Here is a 22,096-nt window from a genome sequence, read left to right as displayed (position 1 = left end):
GTCAGCCGCTGGCCTGCATCACCGGCCGCGGATTGGGATGGAAGAACACGTGCTCGACCAACGGGCCCAAGGCGACCTCCCCCACCTCTTCGTAACCCTGGCGCTTGTAGAAGTCGAGGTAGCGTGCATTGCCGGTATCCAGCACCACGCCCTGGGAACCGGCGTCCTCGGCGCACCAATTGTGCAGCGCCTCCAAGAGTTTCTCGCCGAGGTGGCGACCCTGGAATTCGGGGTGAATGCCCAGCAGCGGCAGCACGTGATACGGGCCGGGCGGCAGGCAGGCGAGCACGGCGTCGTGGTAATCGAGGTAGCGGCGGGTGCAGCGGAAACCGGTCGTCAGCAGCATGCGCAGGCGCCAGCCCCAGCTTTCGGTGATATCCAGGCGGCGCTGCGGGGGCGCGATCAGGGCGATTCCCACCAGGCGCTCCTCGATCAGCAGGCCGATGGCCGGCAAGTCTTCCAGGAAATGTTGCTGCACCAGCTCCCGTATCGTGGCCCGTACCCGCTGTTCATATCCGGGGCGCTCGGCCTCGAACAGGTAGGCGAAGGTAGGTTCATGGCGATAGGCGTGATACAGCATCGAGCGCGCTTCGCGGGCATAACCGCCGTCCAGCATGCGCACCTCGACCGGCGCAGTAGGAATGTAACCGGGCATTCGCGGCACCTCATTTGTTATGGGTTTGTCGGGCCAAGAGGGAAATTAGCACCAGTTCCCTTACCCGGCCATGCTCCGGCCACAGCGCGGTTTCAAAGAGTGAGTATCCAAGCGCTGTCCGTTGTCCGGGAGGTTTTTCAATGGCGAGCCATGGGCTAGCATCCACCTTTTCCCAGGATGCCTCCGCGATGAAAATCGTTTCTTTCAATATCAACGGCCTGCGCGCCCGTCCCCACCAACTCGAAGCGCTGATCGCCAAGCACCAGCCGGATGTGATCGGCCTGCAGGAAACCAAGGTCTCCGACGACCAGTTTCCGGAAGCGGAAATCCGCCAGCTCGGCTATCACGTGCACTACCACGGCCAGAAAGGCCACTACGGCGTCGCCCTGCTTTCCCGCCAGGAGCCGCTGTCGCTTTCCAAGGGCTTCCCTGGCGATGCAGAGGATGCCCAGCGCCGCTTCATCTACGGCACCTTCGCCGATGCCCAGGGCAACCCGGTAACCGTGATGAACGGCTACTTCCCCCAGGGCGAAAACCGCGATCATCCGGTCAAGTTCCCGGCCAAGGAGCGCTTCTACGCCGATCTGCAGCAACTGCTGGAAAGCCAGTTCCAGCCCAGCCAGCCGCTGGTGGTGATGGGCGACATCAACATCTCGCCGGAAGACTGCGACATCGGCATCGGCGAAGAGAACCGCAAGCGCTGGCTGAAGACCGGCAAGTGCAGCTTCCTGCCCGAAGAACGTGAATGGCTGGCCCGCCTGAAGAGCTGGGGCCTGGCGGACAGCTTCCGTCACCTCAACCCCGAAGTGAACGACCGCTTCAGCTGGTTCGACTACCGCAGCCGCGGCTTCGAGGACAACCCCAAGCGCGGACTGCGCATCGACGTCATCCTCGCCAGCCAGCCGCTGCAGGCGCGACTGAAGGACGCCGGCATCGACTACGAATTGCGCGGGATGGAAAAACCGTCGGACCATGCGCCGATCTGGTTGGAGTTGGCGTGAGTCGACGCTGAAACTGCTCGTATGAAAAAAGGCCCATCACTGATGGGCCTTCTTTCATTCACCGCCTGTCTCAGGCTTCCTTCACCTGCTGGGTTCCGCCCACTCGGCTGATCGTTTCGATGGCCCGTTCGAGGGCCTGCTCGGAATCGTACAGGTGGCTGCGGGCAATGATCTCCTTGTTCGCCGCCCGCAGCTTGAAGTAGTTCTTGCCGCTCGAATCGATGCGCCTCGTATAGCGCTCGTCATGCCTGCTGTTTTCGCGGAACAGGACGATGGCCTCCTCCGCCGCGGCGCGGCTCTCATAGATACCGGTATCCAGCAGGGTCTGCGCGTCGGCCGCTTTCAAGCGCAGGCGCCAGGTGCCTGCCGTGTTCTTGCGCAGCTCGAACCAACCACTCATCACAACACTCCTTCAGGGATTTCAGGGAATGCGCACAAGCGCCGCTGCGGGCCTCTCCGAGGGGGCCCTGCAGCAACGGGCTACCCTACCCCGCCAGGATTTTCCGGGCTGTAGGAGCGAACTTACTGATCCGTAGGAAACGCCAAGCCACTGCCAGCGATTTTTCCCCATCCAGACGCGAAGCTGCGGGACAGAGCGCTTACTGTCATATCTCCGTCACCCTGCTGACTTAATCTCGCGGCTCCCTTCTCCTCCCTCGAATAAGGTGTCTGCCCATGCCGCGCGCCACGACCGCCAGCGACAAGGACCTGTGGGGCCATGCCCTCAGCATGTTGCTGCTCGGTTTCATCTGCTATGCCTTCCCCTGGTCGGTGTTCGCCGCCCAACCCGAGACCGTCCTGCGTATCCAGGGCTCCAACACCGTCGGCGCCAAGTTGGGTCCGGCACTGGTCAAGGGCATGCTCGAAGAGGAAGGCCTGCGTGCCGTTCACCAGACGCCAGGCGATCACGAGAACGAAGTGCACATCCTCGGCCACGATGCCCAGGGCAAGGAATTGCAGGTGGAACTGGCAGCCCATGGCTCTTCCACCGGTTTCGTTGCACTGAAGGACGGCAGCGCCGACCTCGCCGCGTCCTCCCGTCCGATCAAGGATGCGGAAGTTCATGACCTTGCGACCTTCGGCGATCTGCGCAGCCGCCACGCCGAACAAGTGATCGCCATCGACGGACTGGCCATCATCCTGCACCCGGACAATCCCCTTCGTGCGCTGACCACCACCCAGCTGGCCGCAGTGTTCGCCGGTGAGGTGAAGACCTGGGAAGAGCTCGGCGGCAAAGGCGGTGCCATCCATCTCTACGCCCGCGATGACCAGTCCGGCACCTACGACACCTTCAAGGAGCTGGTGCTCGCCCGCCAGGGCAAGAGCCTGGCTGCTGGCGCCCAGCGCTTCGAATCCAGCGACAAGCTGTCCGCCGCCGTCAGCGCCGACCCGCAGGGCATCGGCTTCGTCGGCCTCGCCTCGATCAACAAGGCCCGCGCCCTGGCTATCGCCGATGGCGAATCCCAGGCCATGCCACCCAGCACCGACCTGATTGCCACCGAGGATTACCCGCTGTCGCGCCGACTGTTCTTCTACATCAAGCCGGGCGAGGAGAATCGCTGGGCCAAGGCCCTGGTGAAGTTCGCCCAGAGCCCGCGTGGCCAGGCGATCGTCGACCAGAGCGGCTTCGTCGCCCAGCAGGTGCAGGCAATCAAGGTCCAGCCGCAGCCGGACATGCCGCCCCGCTACCGCGAACTCGCCAGCCAAGCTCAGCGCCTGTCGGTGAACTTCCGCTTCCAGGAAGGCAACGCCAACCTCGACAACAAGGCCCTGCACGACGTGGAGCGCGTGCTGGATTACCTGAAAAAGACCGACAAGCTGCAGCAGAAGGTGGTGCTGGTGGGCTTCGGTGATCCCAAGGCGGACCCGCAGCGCGCTGCACTGCTGTCCAAGCTGCGGGCCATGGCGGTACGCCGTGAACTGGCCAAGGGCGGCGTTGCCTTGCGCGAGGTCACCGGCCTTGGTGATGAATTGCCGGTGGCGGCGAACACGGCTGAGGAAGGCCGGATCCGCAATCGCCGCGTTGAAGTCTGGGTGTACTGATCCCGCGAGCCCCTCTCCTGCCCGGGTGAGGGGCATCACCCGCCTCCCCCTTGCCTGCCTCGCCCGCCCCCCTGCGGCCCACCACTGATCCAAATCCCGCCGATCTTCAGCGCACAGCCGCAAGCCGAACTCGGATGCATGTTCCTGCGCAAAGCTCAGACAATCCGCCCAGTTCCTAGGAGATTTCGTACAAAGGGCAAAGATTTGTTACAGCAGCTCCATTCCTCCTTTCCCCGGCCAACAGTTAGGCTTTTCCCTGTGACGCCGGGCCCCTCTGACGGCTTGCCAGCCGCCATGTCGGAGTCACCTTTCTATAACGACAGAAGGAGGGGCTCATGGCAGCTCTACATGCTTTTCTCACCGCCGACTTCCTCGGCACCGCCACCTGGTTGTGGCTCGTCTTCCTCGGCATCGTCCTCGCCCTGCTGGTCTTCGACCTCGGGGTGCTTCATCGCGACCAGCACGAAATCGAAATGCGCGAAAGCCTGCTGCTCTACGGCGGCTACTTCAGCGTGGGCGTGCTGTTCGGTATCTGGGTCTGGTTCGAACTGGGTGCCCAAAGTGCCCTGGAGTTCTACACGGGCTTCCTGATCGAACAGTCGTTGTCGATGGACAACGTCTTCGTCATGGCCATGATCTTCGGCTTCTTCGCCATTCCCCGCCGCTACCAGCACCGCGTGCTGTTCTGGGGCATCCTCGGCGTGGTGGTGCTGCGCGCCATCATGATCGGTCTGGGTAGCGCCCTGGTGAAGGAGTTCGACTGGATCCTCTACGTCTTCGGTGCCTTCCTGTTGTTCACCGGCGTGAAGATGCTCTTTGCGCGGGAAGAGGCGCATCCGGACCTGTCGAAGAATCCGGTGCTGAAGTTCGTCCGCCGCCACATCCGCGTGACCGATGACCTGCACGGCTCGCATTTCTTCGTGCGCCTGAAGCCGGTTGGCGAAAGCAAGGCCCTGCTCTACGCCACTCCGCTGTTCCTGGCACTGGTGCTGATCGAGCTGGCTGACCTGGTGTTCGCGGTGGACAGCGTCCCGGCAATCTTCGCCATCACCCAGGACCCGTTCATCGTCTACACCTCGAACATCTTCGCCATCCTCGGCCTGCGCGCCCTGTACTTTGCCCTGGCGGCGCTGATGCACCGCTTCGTCTACCTGAAGTACGCCCTGGCCCTGGTGTTGATCTTCATCGGCGGCAAGATTTTCCTGCACGGCTTCATCGGCAAGATTCCCCCGCTGCTGTCCCTTGGCGTAACCTTCGGTCTACTTGCCGGCGGTGTGATCCTCTCCTTGTTGAAGACCCGCGACCGCCCGGCCCAGAGCACGGGAGACCTGGAGAAACATGGATGAAGTGCGCATTGAGCCCTTCGAGAAAAATGGCCGGATATTCTGGCGCGTCCGCATGGGACCTCGCGCCCTGACCTTCCAGGAGGAACTGGCCGCCCGCGCCTTCGCCGCCCAGTTGCACCTGCGGATGGGGTGGCTGAGGGCCCGGAACCCGCAATCGGACGAGTGAAGTCCGTAGGGTGGATCACGCTTTTCACGTCCACCAACGGATGGCCCGGTGGCGCCGATGGTGGACGTGAAAAGCGACATCCACCCTACGAACCAACAAAAAAGCCCCGCGAATGCGGGGCTTTTTTCTGGCTGGCGATCAGTGACCGCTGCGCAGCATTTCCTTGGGCACGTGCTTGCCGACCTCGTACTTGCCGATGGCCGCGCGGTGCACTTCGTCCGGGCCGTCAGCCAGGCGCAGGGTGCGCTGCATGGCATACATGTACGCCAGCGGGAAGTCGTTGGAGACGCCGGCGCCGCCATGGATCTGGATGGCGCGGTCGATCACCCGCAGGGCAACATTGGGCGCCACGACCTTGATCTGGGCGATCTCGCTCTTGGCCACCTTGTTGCCCACGGTGTCCATCATGTAGGCCGCCTTCAGGGTCAGCAGGCGGGCCATGTCGATTTCCATGCGCGAGTCGGCGATCTTGTCGATGTTGCCGCCCAGACGCGCCAGGGGCTTGCCGAAGGCGGTGCGGCTGACGGCGCGCTTGCACATCAGCTCCAGGGCGCGCTCAGCCATGCCGATGGAACGCATGCAGTGGTGGATACGGCCCGGGCCGAGGCGGCCCTGGGCGATCTCGAAGCCACGGCCCTCGCCCAGCAGCACGTTCTCGTAGGGCACACGCACGTTGTCGAACAGCACTTCGGCGTGGCCATGGGGCGCATCGTCGTAGCCGAACACCGGCAGCGGACGGACGATCTTCACGCCGGGGGCGTCGGTGGGTACCAGGATCATCGAGTGCTGCTGGTGGCGCGGCGCGTCCGGGTTGGTCAGGCCCATGAAGATCATCACCTTGCAACGCGGGTCGCAGGCACCGGAGGTCCACCACTTGCGGCCATTGATCACCCACTCGTCGCCCTGGCGCACGGCGCGGGCTTCCATGTTGGTGGCGTCGGACGAGGCCACGCCCGGCTCGGTCATGGCGAACGCAGAGCGGATCTCGCCACGCAGCAGCGGCTCCAGCCAGCGGCGCTTCTGCTCTTCATTGGCATAGCGCACCAGCACTTCCATGTTGCCGGTATCCGGCGCGGAGCAGTTGAAGGGCTCCGGCCCCAGCAGGGAGCGGCCCATGATCTCGGCCAGCGGCGCGTATTCCATGTTGGTCAGGCCCGCGCCGTATTCGGACTCCGGCAGGAACAGGTTCCACAACCCCTCGGCCTTCGCCTTGGCCTTCAGCTCTTCCATGATCGCGGTGGGCTGCCAACGGTCGCCCTCGGCAACCTGCTGCTCGAATACCGGCTCGGCCGGGTAGACATAGGCGTCCATGAATGCGGTGACGCGTTCACGCAGTTCCTGGACCTTCGGGGAATAGGCGAAATCCATGCGGGCTTACCTTTTTGCGGTGACTAGTGGTGAGGTCTGGTAAGGATGCTAGAACAGGGCGTAAGATTTCCCTAGTCTATTTTCGGCATCTATGAACATTCATCACCGATATATGATCCGCTGATAAGAACAATTTTCAGGAGCACGTCCGGCATGAATCTGAACAAGGTAGACCTCAACCTCTTCATCGTCTTCGACGCCATCTATACCGAGGCCAACCTGACCCGCGCCGGCCAGATCGTCGGTATCACCCAGCCCGCCGTTTCCAACGCCCTCGCCCGCCTGCGGGAAACCTTCAACGATCCGCTGTTCGTGCGTACCGCCCAGGGCATGGTGCCGACGCCCATGGCGCAGAACATCATCGGCCCGGTGCGCAACGCTCTGCAGCTGCTGCGGGTGTCCGTGCAGGAAAGCCGCACCTTCAACCCGGCCCAGGCGAACAAGACCTACCGCATCAGCATGACCGACCTCACCGAGACGGTGATCCTGCCGCTGCTGTTCCAGCGTCTGCGCCGCCTGGCGCCAACGGTGCAGATCGAGAGCTTCCTGGCAAAGCGCCGGGAAACCACCAAGGAACTGGCCGCCGGCCGTCTGGACTTCGCCGTGGACGCTCCGCTGAACACCGACCCCCAGGTGCGCCACGTCAAGCTGATGGAAGACCGCTACGTGTGCGCCATGCGCCGCGGCCACCCGCTGGCCAAGGGCAAGATCACCCTGGACGAATACCTGTCGCTGTCCCACATCCAGATCTCCAGCCGCCGCAGTGGCCTGGGCTATGTGGACCTGTCACTGGGCAAGATGGGCTTCCAGCGCAAGGTGACCCTGCGCTCGCAGCACTATCTGATGGCGTCCACCGTGCTGCACAGCACCGACATGGCCATCACCGTCCCCGAGCGCTTCGCCCGTCGCCATGACCTGCACTTCGTGGACCTCCCGGTGCACGACGTGCCCGCCCTGGAAACCCACCTCTACTGGCACGAAAGCACCGACCAGGACCCGGCCAACCGCTGGATGCGCGAACAGATCATCGAGATCTGCCAGCAGGTGACGGCGCAGGAGCTGAAGGAAAGGGCTTGACCCTTTGCGGGGCTGAACACCCTGTAGGGGCGAATTCATTCGCCAAGCAGGCCGAAGGTCTGCCCATCGACCTAAAAAGGGGGGCAGCTTCGCTGCCCTTGGCGAATGAATTCGCCCCTACAAGAACAACATTCCGCCCTGAATTACCGCCCGAAATTCGGCTTGCGCTTCTCGATGAAGGCGCCCATGCCTTCCTTCTGATCCGGCGTGGCGAAGACGGCCTGGAACATCCGCCGCTCGAAGCGCAGCCCCTCTCCCAGTGATCCCTCATCCACCCGGTTGACGCACTCCTTGAGCATCATCACCGCCGTGCGCGATTGCCCGGCAATGCGCGTCGCGGTGTCCATGGCCTCGTCCAGCAGCTCCGCCGCCGGCACCACCCGCGCCACCACGCCGCAGCGATCGGCTTCGGCGGCGTCCATGGTGCGGCCGGTCAGGAGCATTTCCATGGCCTTGGCACGGCCCACCAGGCGCGTCAGGCGCTGGACACCGCCGGCACCGGGGATCACCCCCAGCTTCACCTCCGGTAGGCCGAAGCGGGCGCTGTCGGCGGCGATGATGAAGTCGCACATCAGCGCCAGCTCGAAGCCACCACCCAGGGCGTGACCGGCCACGGCGGCAATGATCGGCTTGCGCCGTTGCGCCACCCGGTCCCAGCGGCCGAGGAAGTCGTCGAGGTAAGTGCCGGGGAAACACAACTGGGCCATTTCCTTGACATCGGCGCCGGCGGCGAAGGCTTTGGCGGAGCCGGTAATCAGCACGCAGCCGATGGCGGGGTCACGTTCGAATCCGTCGAGCACCTGGTTCAGCTCGTCGATGAGCTGGGTGTTGATGGCGTTCAGCGCTTCGGGGCGATTGAGGGTGACCAGGCCGACAGCGCCAGCCTGCTCCACCAGCAGGGTTTGGTGGGTCATGGGAGGGTTCCTGAATGAGGGAGAAGGCCGGGCCTGCGGCCCGGTTGGCGAATGAATTCGCCCCTACAGGGAAAGCAGCCCGTTGTAGGGGCAATTTCATTCGCCAAGGGCTGCGCAGCAGCCCCAACAGGTCAGAGATTGCGGGCGATGACCATCCGCTGCACGTCGCTGGTGCCTTCATAGATCTGGCACACGCGCACATCGCGGTAGATGCGCTCCACCGGGAAGTCCTTCAGGTAGCCGTAGCCGCCGAGGGTCTGGATGGCCGCTGAGCACACCTTCTCCGCCATCTCCGAGGCGAACAGCTTGGCCATGGACGCCTCGGTCAGGCAGGGCATCCCGGCCTCGCGCAGGCTGGCAGCGTGATGGACCATCTGCCGCGCCACGGCGATCTGGGTGGCCATGTCCGCAAGACGGAAGGCCACGGCCTGATGCTCGATGATGGCCTTGCCGAAGGTCTTGCGTTCGTGGGCGTAGTCGCGCGCCGCTTCGAAGGCCGCCCGCGCCATGCCCACCGACTGGGCGGCAATGCCGATCCGCCCGCCTTCCAGGTTGGACAGGGCGATGCGGTAGCCCTCGCCCTCCTCGCCCAGGCGCAGGGACGCCGGGATGCGCACCTCGTCCAACTGGATCTGGCAGGTATCCGAGGCGTGCTGGCCGAGTTTGTCCTCCACCCGCACCACCTGATAACCGGGGGTGTCGGTGGGAACGATGAAGGCGCTGATGCCCTTCTTGCCCGCCTGTGGATCGGTCACCGCGAAGACGATCACCATTCCCGAATGGCTGCCAGAGGTGATGAACTGCTTGGCGCCGTTCAGCACGTAATGATCGCCGTCGCGGCGGGCGCGGGTGCGTAGGTCGCTGGCGTCGGAGCCGGCCTGGGGTTCGGTGAGGGCAAAGGCACCGATCATCTCACCCGTGGCCAGCGGAACCAGGAAGCGCCGCTTCTGCTCCTCACTGCCGTATTTGAGGATGGGCATGCAGCCCACCGAGTTGTGCACGCTCATGATGGTGGAACAGGCGCCATCGCCGGCGGCGATCTCCTCCAGGGCCATGGCGTAGGCCAGATGGCCGGTAGCTGCACCACCCCACTCTTCCGGCACCAGCATGCCGAGGAAGCCCAGCTGGGCCATCTCGCGGATCGCCTCGGCGGGAAAGCGGTGCTCGCGGTCCCAGTCGGCCGCGAAGGGCTTCAGCCGCTCCTGGGCGAACTGCCGGGCCATGTCGCGGATCTGGATTTCGTCTTCGTTCGGGATCATCGCAGTTTCCTCAGCTCATGCGCTCGATGGCCACGGCAGTCGCTTCACCGCCACCGATGCACACCGACGCCACGCCGCGTTTGAGGCCGTACTGCTGGAGCGCACTGAGCAGGGTCACCAGCACGCGGGCACCAGATGCCCCAATCGGGTGGCCCAGGGCGCAGGCACCGCCGTGCACGTTCAGCTTGTCGTGGGAGATGTCCAGGTCACGCATGGCCACCATGGGCACCACGGCGAAGGCCTCGTTGATTTCGAAGAGCTCCACATCGCTCAGGGTCCAGCCGGTACGTGCCAGCAGACGCTGGATGGACCCCACCGGCGCAGTGGTGAAGAGGTTCGGCGCCTGGGCGAAGGAGGCATGACCGGCAACGCGCGCCAGCGGGGTCAGGCCGCGCTTTTCCGCCTCGGACAGGCGCATCAGCAGCAGCGACGCGGCGCCGTCGGAAATGGAGCTGGAGTTGGCCGCGGTGACGGTGCCGCCTTCGCGGAACGCCGGTTTCAGGGTCGGGATTTTCTCCAGGCGGGCCTTGGGCGGCTGCTCATCCTGGGAGACGGTCACCACGTCACGGCCGGACTTGGCTTCCACCGCTGCGATCTCGGCGGTGAAGCGGCCGTCGGCCATGGCTTTCTGGGCGCGGGTCAGCGAGGCGATGGCGAAGGCGTCCTGCTGCTCGCGGGTGAAGCCATAAGCCTGGGCGCAATCCTCGGCGAAGGTGCCCATCAGGCGGCCCTTGTCGTAGGCGTCCTCCAGGCCGTCGAGGAACATGTGGTCGAGGACCTTGCCGTGGCCCATGCGGTAACCGGAGCGAGCCCGCTCCAGCAGGTACGGCGCGTTGGACATGCTCTCCATGCCCCCGGCCAGCACCACATCGGCACTGCCGGCGACCAGCAGGTCGTGGGCCAGCATCACGGTTTTCATGCCGGAACCGCACATCTTGTTCACCGTGGAGCAGACCACGCCCTGGGGCAGGCCCGCGCCGAGGGCGGACTGGCGAGCCGGCGCCTGGCCCTGACCGGCCTGCAGCACGCAGCCCATGATGACTTCGTCCACGGCGTCACCCGGCAGGCCGGCGCGCTCCAGCACGGCACGGTTGGCGGCGGCGCCGAGCTGGGCGGCGGTCATGTCCTTGAAGTCGCCAAGGAAGCCGCCCATGGGGGTACGGGCAGCGCTGACGATAACGATGGGATCTTTGTTCATGGCGTCCTCCTTACTTGGCGGCCATGCGCAGCGCGCCATCCAGGCGGATGGTCTCGCCGTTGAGCATGCTGTTCTCGATGATGTGGCGGGCCAGCGCGGCGTATTCCGCCGGACGGCCGAGGCGCGGCGGGAACGGCACGTTGGCGGCCAGGGAGTCCTGCACGTCCTGGGGCATGCCAGCCATCATCGGCGTCTCGAAAATGCCGGGGGCGATGCACATCACGCGGATACCGGAGCGCGCCAAGTCGCGGGCCACCGGCAGGGTCATGGCGGCCACACCGCCCTTGGAGGCCGAATAGGCGGCCTGCCCCATCTGCCCGTCGAAGGCGGCTACCGAGGCGGTATTGATGATCACGCCGCGCTCGCCCTCGGCGTTGGGCTCGCCACCGGCCATCTTCTCGGCGGCCAGGCGCAGCATGTTGAAGCTGCCGATCAGGTTCACTTCGATCACCCGGCGGAAGCTGTCCAGGCCGTGGGCCCCATTGCGGCCCACCACCTTTTCGGCCGGTGCAACTCCGGCGCAGTTGACCAGCCCGTGCAGGCCACCAAAGGCGTCGACAGCGGCGGCCACGGCGGCGCAGGCGTCCTCTTCACGGGTGATGTCAGCCTTGACGAAGCGAGCGTTGGCGCCCAGCTCCTCGGCACGGGCGGCGCCGGCTTCGGCATTGATGTCCACCAGCACCACCTTGCCACCCTGCCCCACCAGTTCGCGGGCGGTGGCCAGGCCCAGGCCGGAGCTGCCGCCGGTCACCAGGAAAACGGAATTCTCGATACGCACGTTCTCTACTCCTCGGATCAATGAGCGGCGGCCGCCTGGGCCTTGGCGATCTCCTGGTTGCGCAGGAGGAAGCGCTGGATCTTGCCGCTCGGGGTCTTGGGCAATTCCGCGACGAACTCGATTTCGCGCGGATAGGAATGGGCGGACAGGCGCTTGCGCACGTATTGCTGCAGCGCTTCGGCCAACTCGGCATTGGCATCAAAGCCGGCATGCAACACGACGAAGGCCTTCACCAGTTCGGTGCGTTCCGGGTCAGGCTTGCCGATCACCGCGGCCTCGATCACGGCCGGATGCTCGATCAACGCGCTTTCCACATCAAACGGGCCGACCCGGTAGCCGGACGTGGTGATCACATCATCGGCACGGCCGACGAAGCTGATGCTGCCGTCGTCGTTCAGCTCCACGGTGTCACCACTCAGATAGTAGTCACCGACGAATGCCTTGGTGGCCATGCCCTGATAACCGGGGAACCAGAACAGCGGCGAGCGCGGCATGTCCAGGGCCAGGATGCCGGGCTGGCCGGCGGGCAGTTCGCGATGCTGGTCGTCCAGCACCACGACGCGGTGGCCGGGCATGGCGAAACCGGCTGCGCCCAGGCGCACCGGATGCTCCAGGGCGTGATGGTTGCACAGCACCATGCCCAGTTCGGTCTGGCCGTAGTGGTCGTGGATGGTGCAGCCCAGGCCCTCGGCGAACCAGCGGATCACCTCCGGGGTAAGGGGTTCACCGGCACTGCTGACGGTACGCAGGTTGCCCTTGATGGCCGCTTCTACCTCGTCGCGAGCGGCCAGCAGCAGGCGGTAGGCCGTTGGCGAACCGGCCAGGTTGGTGATGCCGTATTCGCGGATGATCCGGCAGGTGCTTTCTACCGTGAAGCCGCCCTCGTAGAAGGTGGTGGCATGCCCCATCGCCAGCGGGCCGGTCACGGCGTAGTAAAGACCGTAGGCCCAGCCCGGATCGGCGAGGTTCCAGAAATTGTCTTGCGGGCGCAGGTCCACCGCATCGCGCATGTAGCTGACGAAGGCGACGATCGCCTTGAGCGGCACGGTCAGCGGCTTGGCCAGGCCGGTGGTGCCGGACGTGAACATCAGCAGGAAGGGATCGGAAGCCTTGCGCAGCACCGGCTCGAAGCTGGCCGGCTGGCCTTCCAGTTCGCTCCAGAAATCGTTGCCCACGGTCAGCACCGGCGGCACGCCTTGCACGTCATCCAGCTTGGGGCGGTTGGCGAGATCGGTGACCACCAGCTTCGAACCCGCGCCCTGCACCCGGTGTTCGATGGCCTTGGGGCCGAAGGCGGTGAACAGCGGCTGGTAGACAGCGCCGGCACGCCAGGTGCCGAGGATGGTGATCAGCAGTTCCGGCGTGCGCGGCAACAGGCCCGAAACGCAATCCCCGGCGCCCACGCCACGGCTGGCGAGGTAGTTGGCGAAACGGGCGGAGGCTTCCTGGAGCTGATCGAACGTCCAGGTGGCGCGCTCACCGTTACGCCCCTCCCAGACCAGGGCAACGCGCCCTGCCCCGGTATGGCGGTCGCAGCATTCGACGCAGGCGTTGAGGGCATCGAGCTCGCCGGCCAGGGTGGCGGAAGCGGCGTTGGCGTAATCGAACTCGCGGGCAACGGTGAAGTAATCGCGCATCGGGTGGCCTCCCGGTTTGTTTTTGTTTGATGACCGGGATGGTCGCGCCGGGGCGGCATGGCGGCAATGTCGAAAGGCATCAACCTGGGTGAGCGGATTTGACAGGGAAGCTGGGAGGGCAGGACTGCGTCCTGCTTTCGCGAATGAATTCGCTCCCACAGGGGAAACGGGTCAGCCGGTGGGCACGGAGGCGCCGGCGCGAGTCACCCCTCGCCCGCGTGCGGGAGAGGGGTTGGGGGAGAGGGCAGTCGGAGGTCCCTACAGGCGTAGGGTGGGTCACGCTTCACCGACCCACCATCGGCGCTGGGCCGGGCGACGAAGGTGGATGTAAAAAGCGACATCCACCCTACGTCTGGGCGAGGAGCCAGGCGATTCCCCTGCCGTTCCGCGGCTCAGGCGCGGAACTGCTGCATCAGCCCCTGCTGGTGGTTGGCCAGGCGGTTCAGCGCCTGGCTGACCTGCGCCGATTCCTCGGCCTGGCCGGAGAGGGATTCGGTGACGTCGCGGATCGCCGCGACGTTGCGGTTGATCTCCTCGGCCACCGCGCTCTGCTCCTCGGCGGCGCTGGCGATCTGCAGGTTCATGTCGGTGATCACGGTCACCGCGTCGCCGATGCGCTGCAAGGCCGCCACCGCCTGCTCGACCTGCGCGACGCTGCCCTGGGCCTGGCGGTGGCTGCTGTGCATCGAGCCGACCACCTCGCGGGTGCCGTGCTGCAGGCCCTCGATCACCTGGCGGATCTCCTCCACCGAGTCCTGGGTGCGCTTGGCCAGGTTGCGCACCTCGTCGGCGACCACGGCGAAACCGCGCCCGGCCTCGCCGGCGCGGGCCGCCTCGATGGCGGCGTTGAGCGCCAGCAGGTTGGTCTGCTCGGCGATGGCGCGGATCACCTCGAGCACCGAGCCGATCTGCTCGCTGCTGCTGGCCAGGGCCTGCACCTCCTCCATGGCGACGTTCATCTCGCTGGCCAGTTGCTCGATGGCGCTGGTGGTGCGGCCGATCACGCCGAGGCCCTCGCGGGTGGCCTGGTCGGCGCCCCGGGCGGCGTCGGCGGCCTGCGCGGCGCTGCGCGCGACGTCCTGGGCGGTGGCGCTCATCTCGTGGGAGGCGGTGGCCACCTGGTCGACTTCGCGGTACTGCTGCTGCATGCCGGCGCTGGTCTGGCTGGCGATGGCGGCGGACTGGTCGGCGGTGCTGCGGGCGTCCTGCACCGAACGTTTGACGTCGGCGATGATCGGCTGGAGCTTGTCGAGGAAGCGGTTGAACCAGCCGGCCAGCTCGCCCAGTTCGTCCTGACGGGCGTAGTCGAGGCGGCGGGTGAGGTCGCCCTCGCCGCTGGCGATGTCGCGGAGCATGGCGGCGACGCCCAGGATCGGCCGGGTCACGCCGCGGGCGGTAAGCCACACCAGCAGCAGGCCGGCGATGGCGGCGGCAAGGCCGAACAGCAGCTCCAGCCAGGTGCCCTGGGCATTGCGGCTGTCCAGGTCCTTCTGCAGTTCCAGGGCCGGTGCCAGCAGGGTCTGCATCGGCACGTCCAGCAACACCGCCCAAGGCTTGGAATCCGGGATGGGCTGCAACGGTGCAAGCACCTGCAAGTGGTCGCGGGACTGCTGCTCGTAGGGCTGGCCCTGGCGCTGCAGGCTCAGCAACTGGGTGGCTTCGGTCGGGTAGGCCTTGGCGAGGCCCTGGCCGAGCAGGCCGGCGTCCTTGCTGTAACCGGCGAGCAGGCCGGCGGGGCTGAGGATGCTGATGGCGCCCTCGCCCTGGTAGAGGCCCTGGCTACCGCTGGCGGCCAGTTGCTGGAGGTTGCTGAGGCTGATGTCCATGCCCACCACGCCGAGCATGCGGCCATCTTCGATCACCGGGAACGTCAGGGTGGTGATCAGGGTTTTCTGGCCCGAGGCATCATCGAAATACGGGTCCAGCAGGCAGGGCTTGAGGGTCTTCTTCGGGCAATTGAACCAGGTATTGAAGGGGCTGCCATCGAGCATCGGGGTCGCGTCGATGATCATCTGCTCGGTCGGCGCGAGGGTACTCAGGTTGCCGCCACGCTGGGCCCAGTAAGTGGAGAAGCGCCCGGTTTCGTTGCTGCCGAGTTCGGCGCGATTGGCATAGAGGGCATCGCTATTGTCCAGGGCGTTCGGCTCGAACACCACGTAGAGGCTGAGCAACTGCGGGTTCGCCTGGAGCGCCTCCTTCACCTGCTGGTGCAGCGCCCCGCGCAGGGTCTGGCTGTCCACCTGAAGCTGTTGGGCCTGGCGCCGCTGCAACAGCACCTGACGGGAGAAGTTGAGGCCGTCCTGGTAGGCCGCCATGAAGTAGCGCTGGATGGTCAGCGCCTGCACCTTGCCCTCCCCCTGCATGCGCTCACGGGCGGAGGCTTCCAGCATCTGCGCGCTGTTGGCCTTGACCAGCTCGGTGCCGGCCCCCATTCGGTAGAGCGAGATGCCAATCAGCACGGCAACGATGGCCAGCAGGCAGAGGCCGGCCAGCAGGGTGATCTTCCACTGGATGGAAAGGCGATTGAGGGACATGGGCATGGGTCCTGTGTACTTCGATTCGGCTGGCGGGCTTGGCAAACGCACGCCCTTCTCTATAGCGGCGGAAATTCGCCTCAACTTGAATCGGGATGGATCAGCGCGCGGTATTGCCCCGGCGTCGAGCCGGTCCATTTCTTGAAGGCCTTGTAGAAGGCGCTGGTGTCGGCGAAGCCCAGTTCGAAGGCCAGTTCGCTGAAATTGCCCTCGCCGCTGTCCAGCCGGGCGATGGCCAGGTCGCGCCGCACCTGGTCTTTCAGCCCCTGGTAGGACTGGCCTTCCAGGGACAGCTTGCGGCGCAGGGTGGAGGGCGCCATGTAGAAGTGGCTGGACAGCCCCTCCACATCGGGCCAGCGCTCCGGTTTCAGGCTGCGCAGGTACGCCTTGATGCGAGCGGCCAGGCTCTGCGGGTCGCGGTAGCGCACCAGGATGTTCGCCGGCAGACCGGCGAGGAAGCGCTTCAGGTCACGCTGGCTGCGGCGCACGGGCAGCTCCAGGCAGTCGGCGTTGAACAGCAGGCGGGTCTGGGGCCGGGAGAAGCGCAGGTTGGTGCTGAACATCACCCGGTAGTCCTCGACGTAGTCCGGTGCCGGGCAGCGCAGGTCGACGCCGAGGATGGGGATGCGCCGCCCCGCCAGCCAACACAGCAGGCCGTGGATCATCAGCCACAGGGTGAAGTAACTGAAGGCGCGGCACTGCTGGCCCGCAGGCTCGTCCAGAATGATTTCCGCCAGGCCGCTGTGCCGCTCAAGACGCGGCGAGAGGCCGTCGAAGATGAGGTCGAGCCATTGCAGCGACAGCGCCAGGGCCGCCTCCACCGTCGGTTCCTTGACCGCCGCGCGGGTCAGGTAGGCGAAGCTGCCGGACTTCATCCGTCGCGGATTCATGCCGAAGAACTCGTCGTCCATGGCTCGCGCGATCAGCAGCCAGAGTTGCCCGTACAAGTGCGACGACACCCGCCCATAGGGCTTGGCCAACAGTTCGGCGGGAATGCCGGCCTGGCTCAGAAGTCCGGAATCGTCGAAGCCCCGCTGGCGCAGTTCCAGCAGGGCTTCATGGACCAGGCGGACGGAGATGGTGCCTTTCTCGGCGGACGTGCCTGTCATGGGCTCCCTTGGGTAGCGATTGCCGTTGGAACGGCCATTGTAGGGGCGAATTCATTCGCCAAGCAGAACGCAGTTCTGCCCTTCCAGCTCGGATGGGGGGCAGCTTCGCTGCCCTTGGCGAATGAATTCGCCCCTACAGGAGATCGACCACCCCCACCAAGCGCTACCGAATCGCCGTCACCTTGTCGTCCTTCGGCGGGGTCAGTTCTTCGATGCTGATCTCACGCATGCGGAACTTCTGGATCTTGCCGGTCACGGTCATCGGGAAGGCCTCCACGAAGCGGAAATGGCGCGGCACCTTGAAATGGGCGATGCGTTCCTTGGCCCAGGTGCGCAGCTCCTCTTCGGTGGCGCTGTGGCCGGGGTGGAACTTGATCCAGGCGACGATCTCTTCGCCGTACTTGCTGCAAGGAATGCCGATCACCTGCACGTCGGCCACGGCCGGGTGGGTGAAGAAGAACTCTTCCAGCTCGCGCGGGTAAATGTTCTCGCCGCCGCGGATGATCATGTCCTTGCTGCGGCCGACGATGCAGACGTAGCCGTTCTCGTCCATGGAGGCGAGGTCGCCGGTGTGCATCCAACGGCCCGGATCGATGGCGTCCGCCGTGGCCTGGGGGTTGTTCCAGTAGCCCAGCATCACGCTGTAGCCACGGGTGCAGAGTTCACCGATGGTGCCGCGCGGGACGATCCGGCCCTCGGCGTCGACGATCTTGCTTTCCAGGTGCGGCTGGGTGCGGCCGACCGTGGTCACGCGGATCTCCAGTTCGTCGTCCGGGCCGGTCTGCAGGGAGACCGGGCTGGTCTCGGTCATGCCGTAGGCGATCTGCACTTCGCTCATGTGCATCTCGTTGATGACCCGGCGCATGACCTCGATCGGGCAGGTGGCGCCGGCCATGATCCCGGTGCGCAGGCTGGACAGGTCGAACTCGCCGCGCTGCGGGTGATCCAGTTCGGCGATGAACATGGTGGGCACGCCATAGAGGGCGGTGGCCTTTTCCTCGGACACGGCGCGCAGGGTCGTCAGCGGGTCGAAGGCATCACCCGGATAGATCATGGTCGAGCCGTGGGTCACGCAGCCCAGATTGCCCATCACCATGCCGAAGCAGTGGTACAGCGGCACCGGGATCACCAGGCGGTCGTGCTCGGTCAGGCCGAGGCTCTCGCCCACCATGTAGCCGTTGTTGAGGATGTTGTAGTGACTGAGGGTGGCGCCTTTCGGGAAGCCGGTGGTGCCGGAGGTGTACTGGATATTGATGGGGTCATCGAACTGCAGGCTGGCCTGGCGCTCGGCCAGGGCTTCGGCGCTGACTTCCCCGGCCTTCTGCTGCAGCGTCGCCCAGGGCAGGAAACCGGCGGGCGGCGTGGCGGAGAGGCTGATCACGCCGCGCAGCTCGGGCAGCTTCTCGCAGGCCAGCGAACCCGGCTCGGCACTGGCCAGCTCGGGCACCAGCCCCTGGAACATGGCGTGGTAATCGGACGTCTTGAACGCATCGGCACAGATCACCCAACGGCAACCGGATTGCTTCAGGGCGTATTCCAGTTCGCTGCTGCGGTAGGCCGGATTGATGTTCACCAGGATGGCGCCGATCTTGGCGCTGGCGAACTGGGTGATGCACCACTCGGCGCAGTTGGGTGCCCAGATCCCGAGGCGGTCGCCGCTGTTCAGGCCCAGGGCGAGCAAGGCGCGGGCGTGGCGGTCCACCGCTTCAGCCAGCGCCTGCCAGCTGAAGCGCAGCCCCTGATGCCGCACCACCAGCGCTTCGCGCTCGGGGAACTGGGCAACCGTGGCATCGAATGCCGCGCCGATGGTCATGGCAAGCAGGTCCTTGTCCTGCCGCCCCCGGGTGTAGCTCTGGTGATTCATGGCTTTCCCTTCTTGTGTTTGTACTGGGACGCTAAGAACCGCCGGCTCCCGCGTGATTCGGGAGCCCGGGGTACGTATTCGGCATTATTTACCTTTACGTAAACGTCAAGGTAAATAAAGCCTGATTTCCTGTCTAGTGACCCATTGGTCTTACTTGGATCTATGGGGCGAATTAAGTGTAGGGGCGAATTCATTCGCCCCTACAACAGAGCAGTCGCCCCCACAAACACCTGTCGTCAGCGCACGAACACCTGCGTCGTGGTGATCGCCATATCGCCGCCCGGCAGCTTGATGTTCTTCACCTTCTCCAGGCTGTCCGGGTCGTACACGGCGATGTCGTTGAAGGTACCGGCCAGGTACAGCTTGGTGCCCTTGGTGTTGAAGGCCACGCAGTAGTAGGAGTGATCCAGGTTGGCGGCCTTGATCAGCTTCTGCTCCTTGATGTCGTACTTGGCCAGGCGGTTGAGCACGCCGAACATCTGGTTCGGGTCCTTCGGCGAGCGCAGGCCGGTGAAGTACAGCTCGGTCAGCGGCGCGAAGTCCTGCACCGTGGCCTTGCCGGTCTTCAGGTCGATGCTGACGTAGCCATAGATGTAGTCGGCGGTGGCCAGGTCCTGCTTATCGTCCTTGAACTTGGCCGTGGTGTAGAGCATCGAGAACTCGTGGAACGGCGTCTGGTGCGGCCAGAAGTACAGCACGTCCGGTGCGCTGTAGAGCGGACGCTGCCAGTTGCGGCCAGGCACCGCCACCTCGTACTTGCCGGTCTTCACGTCCATCTTGTAGATGTCCGGGCCGGCGATATACAGGGTGCCGTCATCACCGGCGCGCATGATGTAGAGCTGGCGCGGCACCGGGAAGCTGCGCACCGGCTTGGCATCCAGGCCATCCGCGGTATTGAAGACTTCCAGGCGCGGCTGCTTGACCACGTAGTGGTCGTTCAGCATCTCGGTCGGGTTGACCACGCTGTACAGCTCCTTGCCGTCCGGGCTCAGGGCGAAGGCGAACATGGAGCGAACCTTCTCGCCGGGCTTCTGCGACAGCTTGGCGTGGAACACCGTCTTGCAGGTGTCCAGGTCGACGCCGTAGAGGTCGCCGAAGTGGTTGTTGAGCAGGTAGGCGGTCTTGTGGTCCGGCGCCATCATCGCGGTGCCGGGGCCGAAGGCGTCAGGCAGGCGGCAGGTCTTGTAGAGGCTGTCGGTGGCGAGATCCACCACGTGCAGGTTGTTCGGGTAGTTGGTGGCGATCATGTACTCATGACCGGGCTTGAGTGCCGGACCGGACGCGTCCGCGGCCCAGGCATTGGCGCCCAGTGCGAGGCCGGCGACGGCGGTGGCCAGGCTGGCGATGGCTTTGAATTTCATCAGTGTTTCCCTCTTGTTCTTGTCGCCGGTCATTTGTCTTTCGGGAATACGGTGCCGAGGTTGCGCCAGTCCTCTTGCGAGCTGACCGCCTGGGCGTTCCAGTCCTGATAGGTGCTCATCATGTCCGGCACCTGGGCGGGCCACCAGCAAGGGTCGGAGCAGCCGTAGAGGTCGGCTTCCATCGGCTGGCAGAGGGAGGCGACGCCACCAAAGGCATCCACTTCCCAGCCCGGGTCGGTGGTGGCGGTGCAACCGGCCACCGCGCTCATGGCGATGACTTCCTCGATGCGATCTTCGGCTGCGGCTTTTTCGAGCATTTGTGCTTTGTTGTTGAGCGGCTTCAGATGTTTCATGTCAGTGCGCCTTCCGCGGAGAGATGTAGCTGCTGATGAAGGCCGGATTGACGGCCATGATGCGGCTGTAGACTTCGATGCCGAAGTCCACCCAGTCGCGCATCAGCTCGCAGTAGTGATAGGTCGGGTGAGTGGGGTCGCCGTAGCGGGCGTAGCTCTCGTGGTAGCAGCCGCCGGAGCACAGGTTGCGGATGCGGCAGCTGTCGCAACCGGTGCCGGTGCGGTCCAGGCGCTGGGAGAGGAAGTCGTTCAGCTCGACTTGCTTCACGCCGCTGTGCACGTTGCCGAAGGTGGGCAGGCTGGAGCCGGTGAAGCGGTGGCACAGGTTCAGCTCGCCCTTGTGGTCCACCGCCAGCATCTTCAGCCCGGCACCGCAGGGCAGCGCCTTCTTGTGACCCTCATGGATGTCGGTGATCAGCTGGTGCAGGTTGGAGAAGCCGATGTTGCGGTGCTCCAGCGCCGCCTCCAGGTAGCGTCGCCCCAGGGCCTTCATGTTGGCGAAGACTTCCACCAACTCCTCGTTCGTGAGGTTGAAGTTGGCCATGTCACCGGATGTGACCGGCGCGAAACCCACCTCGGCGAAACCCAGTTCGTTGAACAGGTGGTTCCAGATGGTTTCGACGTCGGTGATGCCACGGGTCAGCGTCACCCGCGCGCCCACCGGGCGACTGCGGTAGCGCGACAGCAGCAGGTCCACCTTGCGCCGCACCACGTCATAGGTGCCCTGCCCGCCCACGGTGATGCGGTTGCGGTCGTGCACCGTCTTCGGTCCGTCGATGCTGATCGACAGCCCGAAGCGATGGGCGTTGAGGTAGTCGATGAGCTCCTCGGTGAGCAGCGTGGCGTTGGTGGTCATGATGAACTCCACCTGCTTGCCGGCCTCGGCGAAGCGACGCTCACAGTAGTCCACCATGTGCTCGATCAACGGGCGGTTGGACAGCGGCTCACCCCCGAAGAAGACCACGCTGTAGCGTTCTTCATCAGGCGATTCGCGCAGCAGCATCTCCACGGACGCCTCGGCGGTTTCGGCATTCATCTTCTTGCCGGCCGAGGGCTTGTCCAGGTCTTCCTTGTAGCAGTAAGTACAGCTCAGGTTGCAGCCGGTGTTGACGTTCAGCACCACAGTGTTCAGCGCGGTGCGCTCGACCTTGCTGATGCCGATTTCCGGCGTCAGCGGCGAGCCGTCACTGACCACTTCCAGCGCGATCAGCTCGCGCAGGGTCTCGTTGATTTCCTGCCCGGCGAAACGCCCACCCAGGCGTTGCACCAGGTCTTCCGAGGTACAGCCCTGCTGACGCAGGGCGTCGATGATGCCGCCGGTGACTTCGTCGGCGGCGAACAGCGAACTGCTCGGGATATGGAACAGCATGCGGTCGGCATCGACCCGTACTTCGTGCAGATTGCGTTCGACCAGATTCAAGATTGCGCCCATG

General features: G+C 65.0%; 19 protein-coding genes. 5 read left to right on the top strand and 14 right to left on the bottom strand.

Annotated features, from left to right (window positions below; genetic code table 11):
* Window position 1: 1 nt before the first annotated feature.
* On the bottom strand, window positions 2–655 hold the full coding sequence (locus TQ98_RS10990) for a GNAT family N-acetyltransferase (protein WP_044872878.1): 654 nt from the start codon (window positions 653–655) through the stop codon (window positions 2–4).
* 188 nt (window positions 656–843) lie between these two features.
* Here TQ98_RS10990 and xthA point away from each other — a divergent pair, with 188 nt between their 5' ends.
* Window positions 844–1,656: an exodeoxyribonuclease III gene (gene xthA / locus TQ98_RS10985; RefSeq protein WP_044872877.1), complete on the top strand. Its 813-nt coding sequence runs from the start codon at window positions 844–846 to the stop codon at window positions 1,654–1,656.
* Window positions 1,657–1,726: 70 nt separating this feature from the next.
* On the opposite strand, the gene TQ98_RS10980 is transcribed toward xthA, so the two are convergent.
* A complete protein-coding gene (locus TQ98_RS10980; protein ID WP_044872876.1) occupies window positions 1,727–2,056 on the bottom strand; it encodes a YegP family protein in 330 nt (109 codons plus the stop codon).
* A 275-nt stretch (window positions 2,057–2,331) separates the two neighbouring features.
* Here TQ98_RS10980 and TQ98_RS10975 point away from each other — a divergent pair, with 275 nt between their 5' ends.
* From TQ98_RS10975 to TQ98_RS27895, 3 genes are all read left to right on the top strand, one after another.
* Entirely contained in the window at window positions 2,332–3,699 is a 1,368-nt protein-coding gene (locus tag TQ98_RS10975) for a phosphate ABC transporter substrate-binding/OmpA family protein (protein ID WP_044872875.1), read from the top strand.
* 335 nt (window positions 3,700–4,034) lie between these two features.
* A complete protein-coding gene (locus tag TQ98_RS10970) occupies window positions 4,035–5,045 on the top strand; it encodes a TerC family protein (RefSeq protein WP_044872874.1) in 1,011 nt (336 codons plus the stop codon).
* Entirely contained in the window at window positions 5,038–5,211 is a 174-nt protein-coding gene (locus TQ98_RS27895; protein ID WP_177410168.1) for a hypothetical protein, read from the top strand. The genes TQ98_RS10970 and TQ98_RS27895 overlap by 8 nt, the downstream gene beginning before the upstream one ends.
* A gap of 138 nt (window positions 5,212–5,349) precedes the next feature.
* Here the strand turns inward: TQ98_RS27895 and TQ98_RS10965 are convergent, their stop codons facing one another.
* Window positions 5,350–6,579: an acyl-CoA dehydrogenase gene (locus tag TQ98_RS10965; protein WP_044872873.1), complete on the bottom strand. Its 1,230-nt coding sequence runs from the start codon at window positions 6,577–6,579 to the stop codon at window positions 5,350–5,352.
* Window positions 6,580–6,732: 153 nt separating this feature from the next.
* Between TQ98_RS10965 and TQ98_RS10960 the strand changes: the two genes are divergently transcribed.
* A complete protein-coding gene (locus TQ98_RS10960; protein WP_044872872.1) occupies window positions 6,733–7,656 on the top strand; it encodes a LysR family transcriptional regulator in 924 nt (307 codons plus the stop codon).
* 143 nt (window positions 7,657–7,799) lie between these two features.
* On the opposite strand, the gene TQ98_RS10955 is transcribed toward TQ98_RS10960, so the two are convergent.
* From TQ98_RS10955 to peaB, 11 genes are all read right to left on the bottom strand, one after another.
* A complete protein-coding gene (locus TQ98_RS10955; RefSeq protein WP_044872871.1) occupies window positions 7,800–8,570 on the bottom strand; it encodes an enoyl-CoA hydratase in 771 nt (256 codons plus the stop codon).
* Between the two features lie 131 nt (window positions 8,571–8,701).
* Window positions 8,702–9,829 (bottom strand): acyl-CoA dehydrogenase family protein, encoded by a 1,128-nt coding sequence (locus TQ98_RS10950; protein ID WP_044872870.1) that lies wholly within the window; start codon window positions 9,827–9,829, stop codon window positions 8,702–8,704.
* Window positions 9,830–9,839: 10 nt separating this feature from the next.
* Window positions 9,840–11,027: an acetyl-CoA C-acyltransferase gene (locus TQ98_RS10945; protein ID WP_044872869.1), complete on the bottom strand. Its 1,188-nt coding sequence runs from the start codon at window positions 11,025–11,027 to the stop codon at window positions 9,840–9,842.
* Window positions 11,028–11,037: 10 nt separating this feature from the next.
* A complete protein-coding gene (locus TQ98_RS10940; RefSeq protein ID WP_044872868.1) occupies window positions 11,038–11,805 on the bottom strand; it encodes a 3-hydroxyacyl-CoA dehydrogenase in 768 nt (255 codons plus the stop codon).
* Between the two features lie 17 nt (window positions 11,806–11,822).
* Complete coding sequence (locus tag TQ98_RS10935) at window positions 11,823–13,442, bottom strand: acyl-CoA synthetase (protein WP_044872867.1); 1,620 nt, start codon at window positions 13,440–13,442, stop codon at window positions 11,823–11,825.
* Between the two features lie 392 nt (window positions 13,443–13,834).
* Window positions 13,835–15,976, bottom strand: coding sequence for a methyl-accepting chemotaxis protein (locus TQ98_RS10930; protein ID WP_103102939.1), 2,142 nt, complete (start codon window positions 15,974–15,976; stop codon window positions 13,835–13,837).
* 80 nt (window positions 15,977–16,056) lie between these two features.
* Window positions 16,057–17,085: an AraC family transcriptional regulator gene (locus TQ98_RS10925; RefSeq protein ID WP_044875444.1), complete on the bottom strand. Its 1,029-nt coding sequence runs from the start codon at window positions 17,083–17,085 to the stop codon at window positions 16,057–16,059.
* A gap of 163 nt (window positions 17,086–17,248) precedes the next feature.
* Window positions 17,249–18,949 (bottom strand): AMP-binding protein, encoded by a 1,701-nt coding sequence (locus TQ98_RS10920; protein WP_044875443.1) that lies wholly within the window; start codon window positions 18,947–18,949, stop codon window positions 17,249–17,251.
* A 236-nt stretch (window positions 18,950–19,185) separates the two neighbouring features.
* Window positions 19,186–20,310: a quinohemoprotein amine dehydrogenase subunit beta gene (peaD, locus tag TQ98_RS10915; protein ID WP_044875523.1), complete on the bottom strand. Its 1,125-nt coding sequence runs from the start codon at window positions 20,308–20,310 to the stop codon at window positions 19,186–19,188.
* 29 nt (window positions 20,311–20,339) lie between these two features.
* Window positions 20,340–20,663 (bottom strand): quinohemoprotein amine dehydrogenase subunit gamma, encoded by a 324-nt coding sequence (qhpC, locus tag TQ98_RS10910; protein WP_044875442.1) that lies wholly within the window; start codon window positions 20,661–20,663, stop codon window positions 20,340–20,342.
* 1 nt (window position 20,664) lies between these two features.
* The gene (gene peaB / locus TQ98_RS10905; protein WP_044875441.1) at window positions 20,665–22,095 is read right to left on the bottom strand and encodes a quinohemoprotein amine dehydrogenase maturation protein; all 1,431 of its coding nucleotides are present in this window, start codon (window positions 22,093–22,095) and stop codon (window positions 20,665–20,667) included.
* Window position 22,096: the final 1 nt, after the last annotated feature.

Origin of the sequence: Pseudomonas sp. LFM046 (assembly GCF_000949385.2) — a bacterium.
In the GTDB taxonomy this organism is placed as follows: domain Bacteria; phylum Pseudomonadota; class Gammaproteobacteria; order Pseudomonadales; family Pseudomonadaceae; genus Metapseudomonas.
This window is presented reverse-complemented; position numbering and strand designations above follow the sequence as displayed.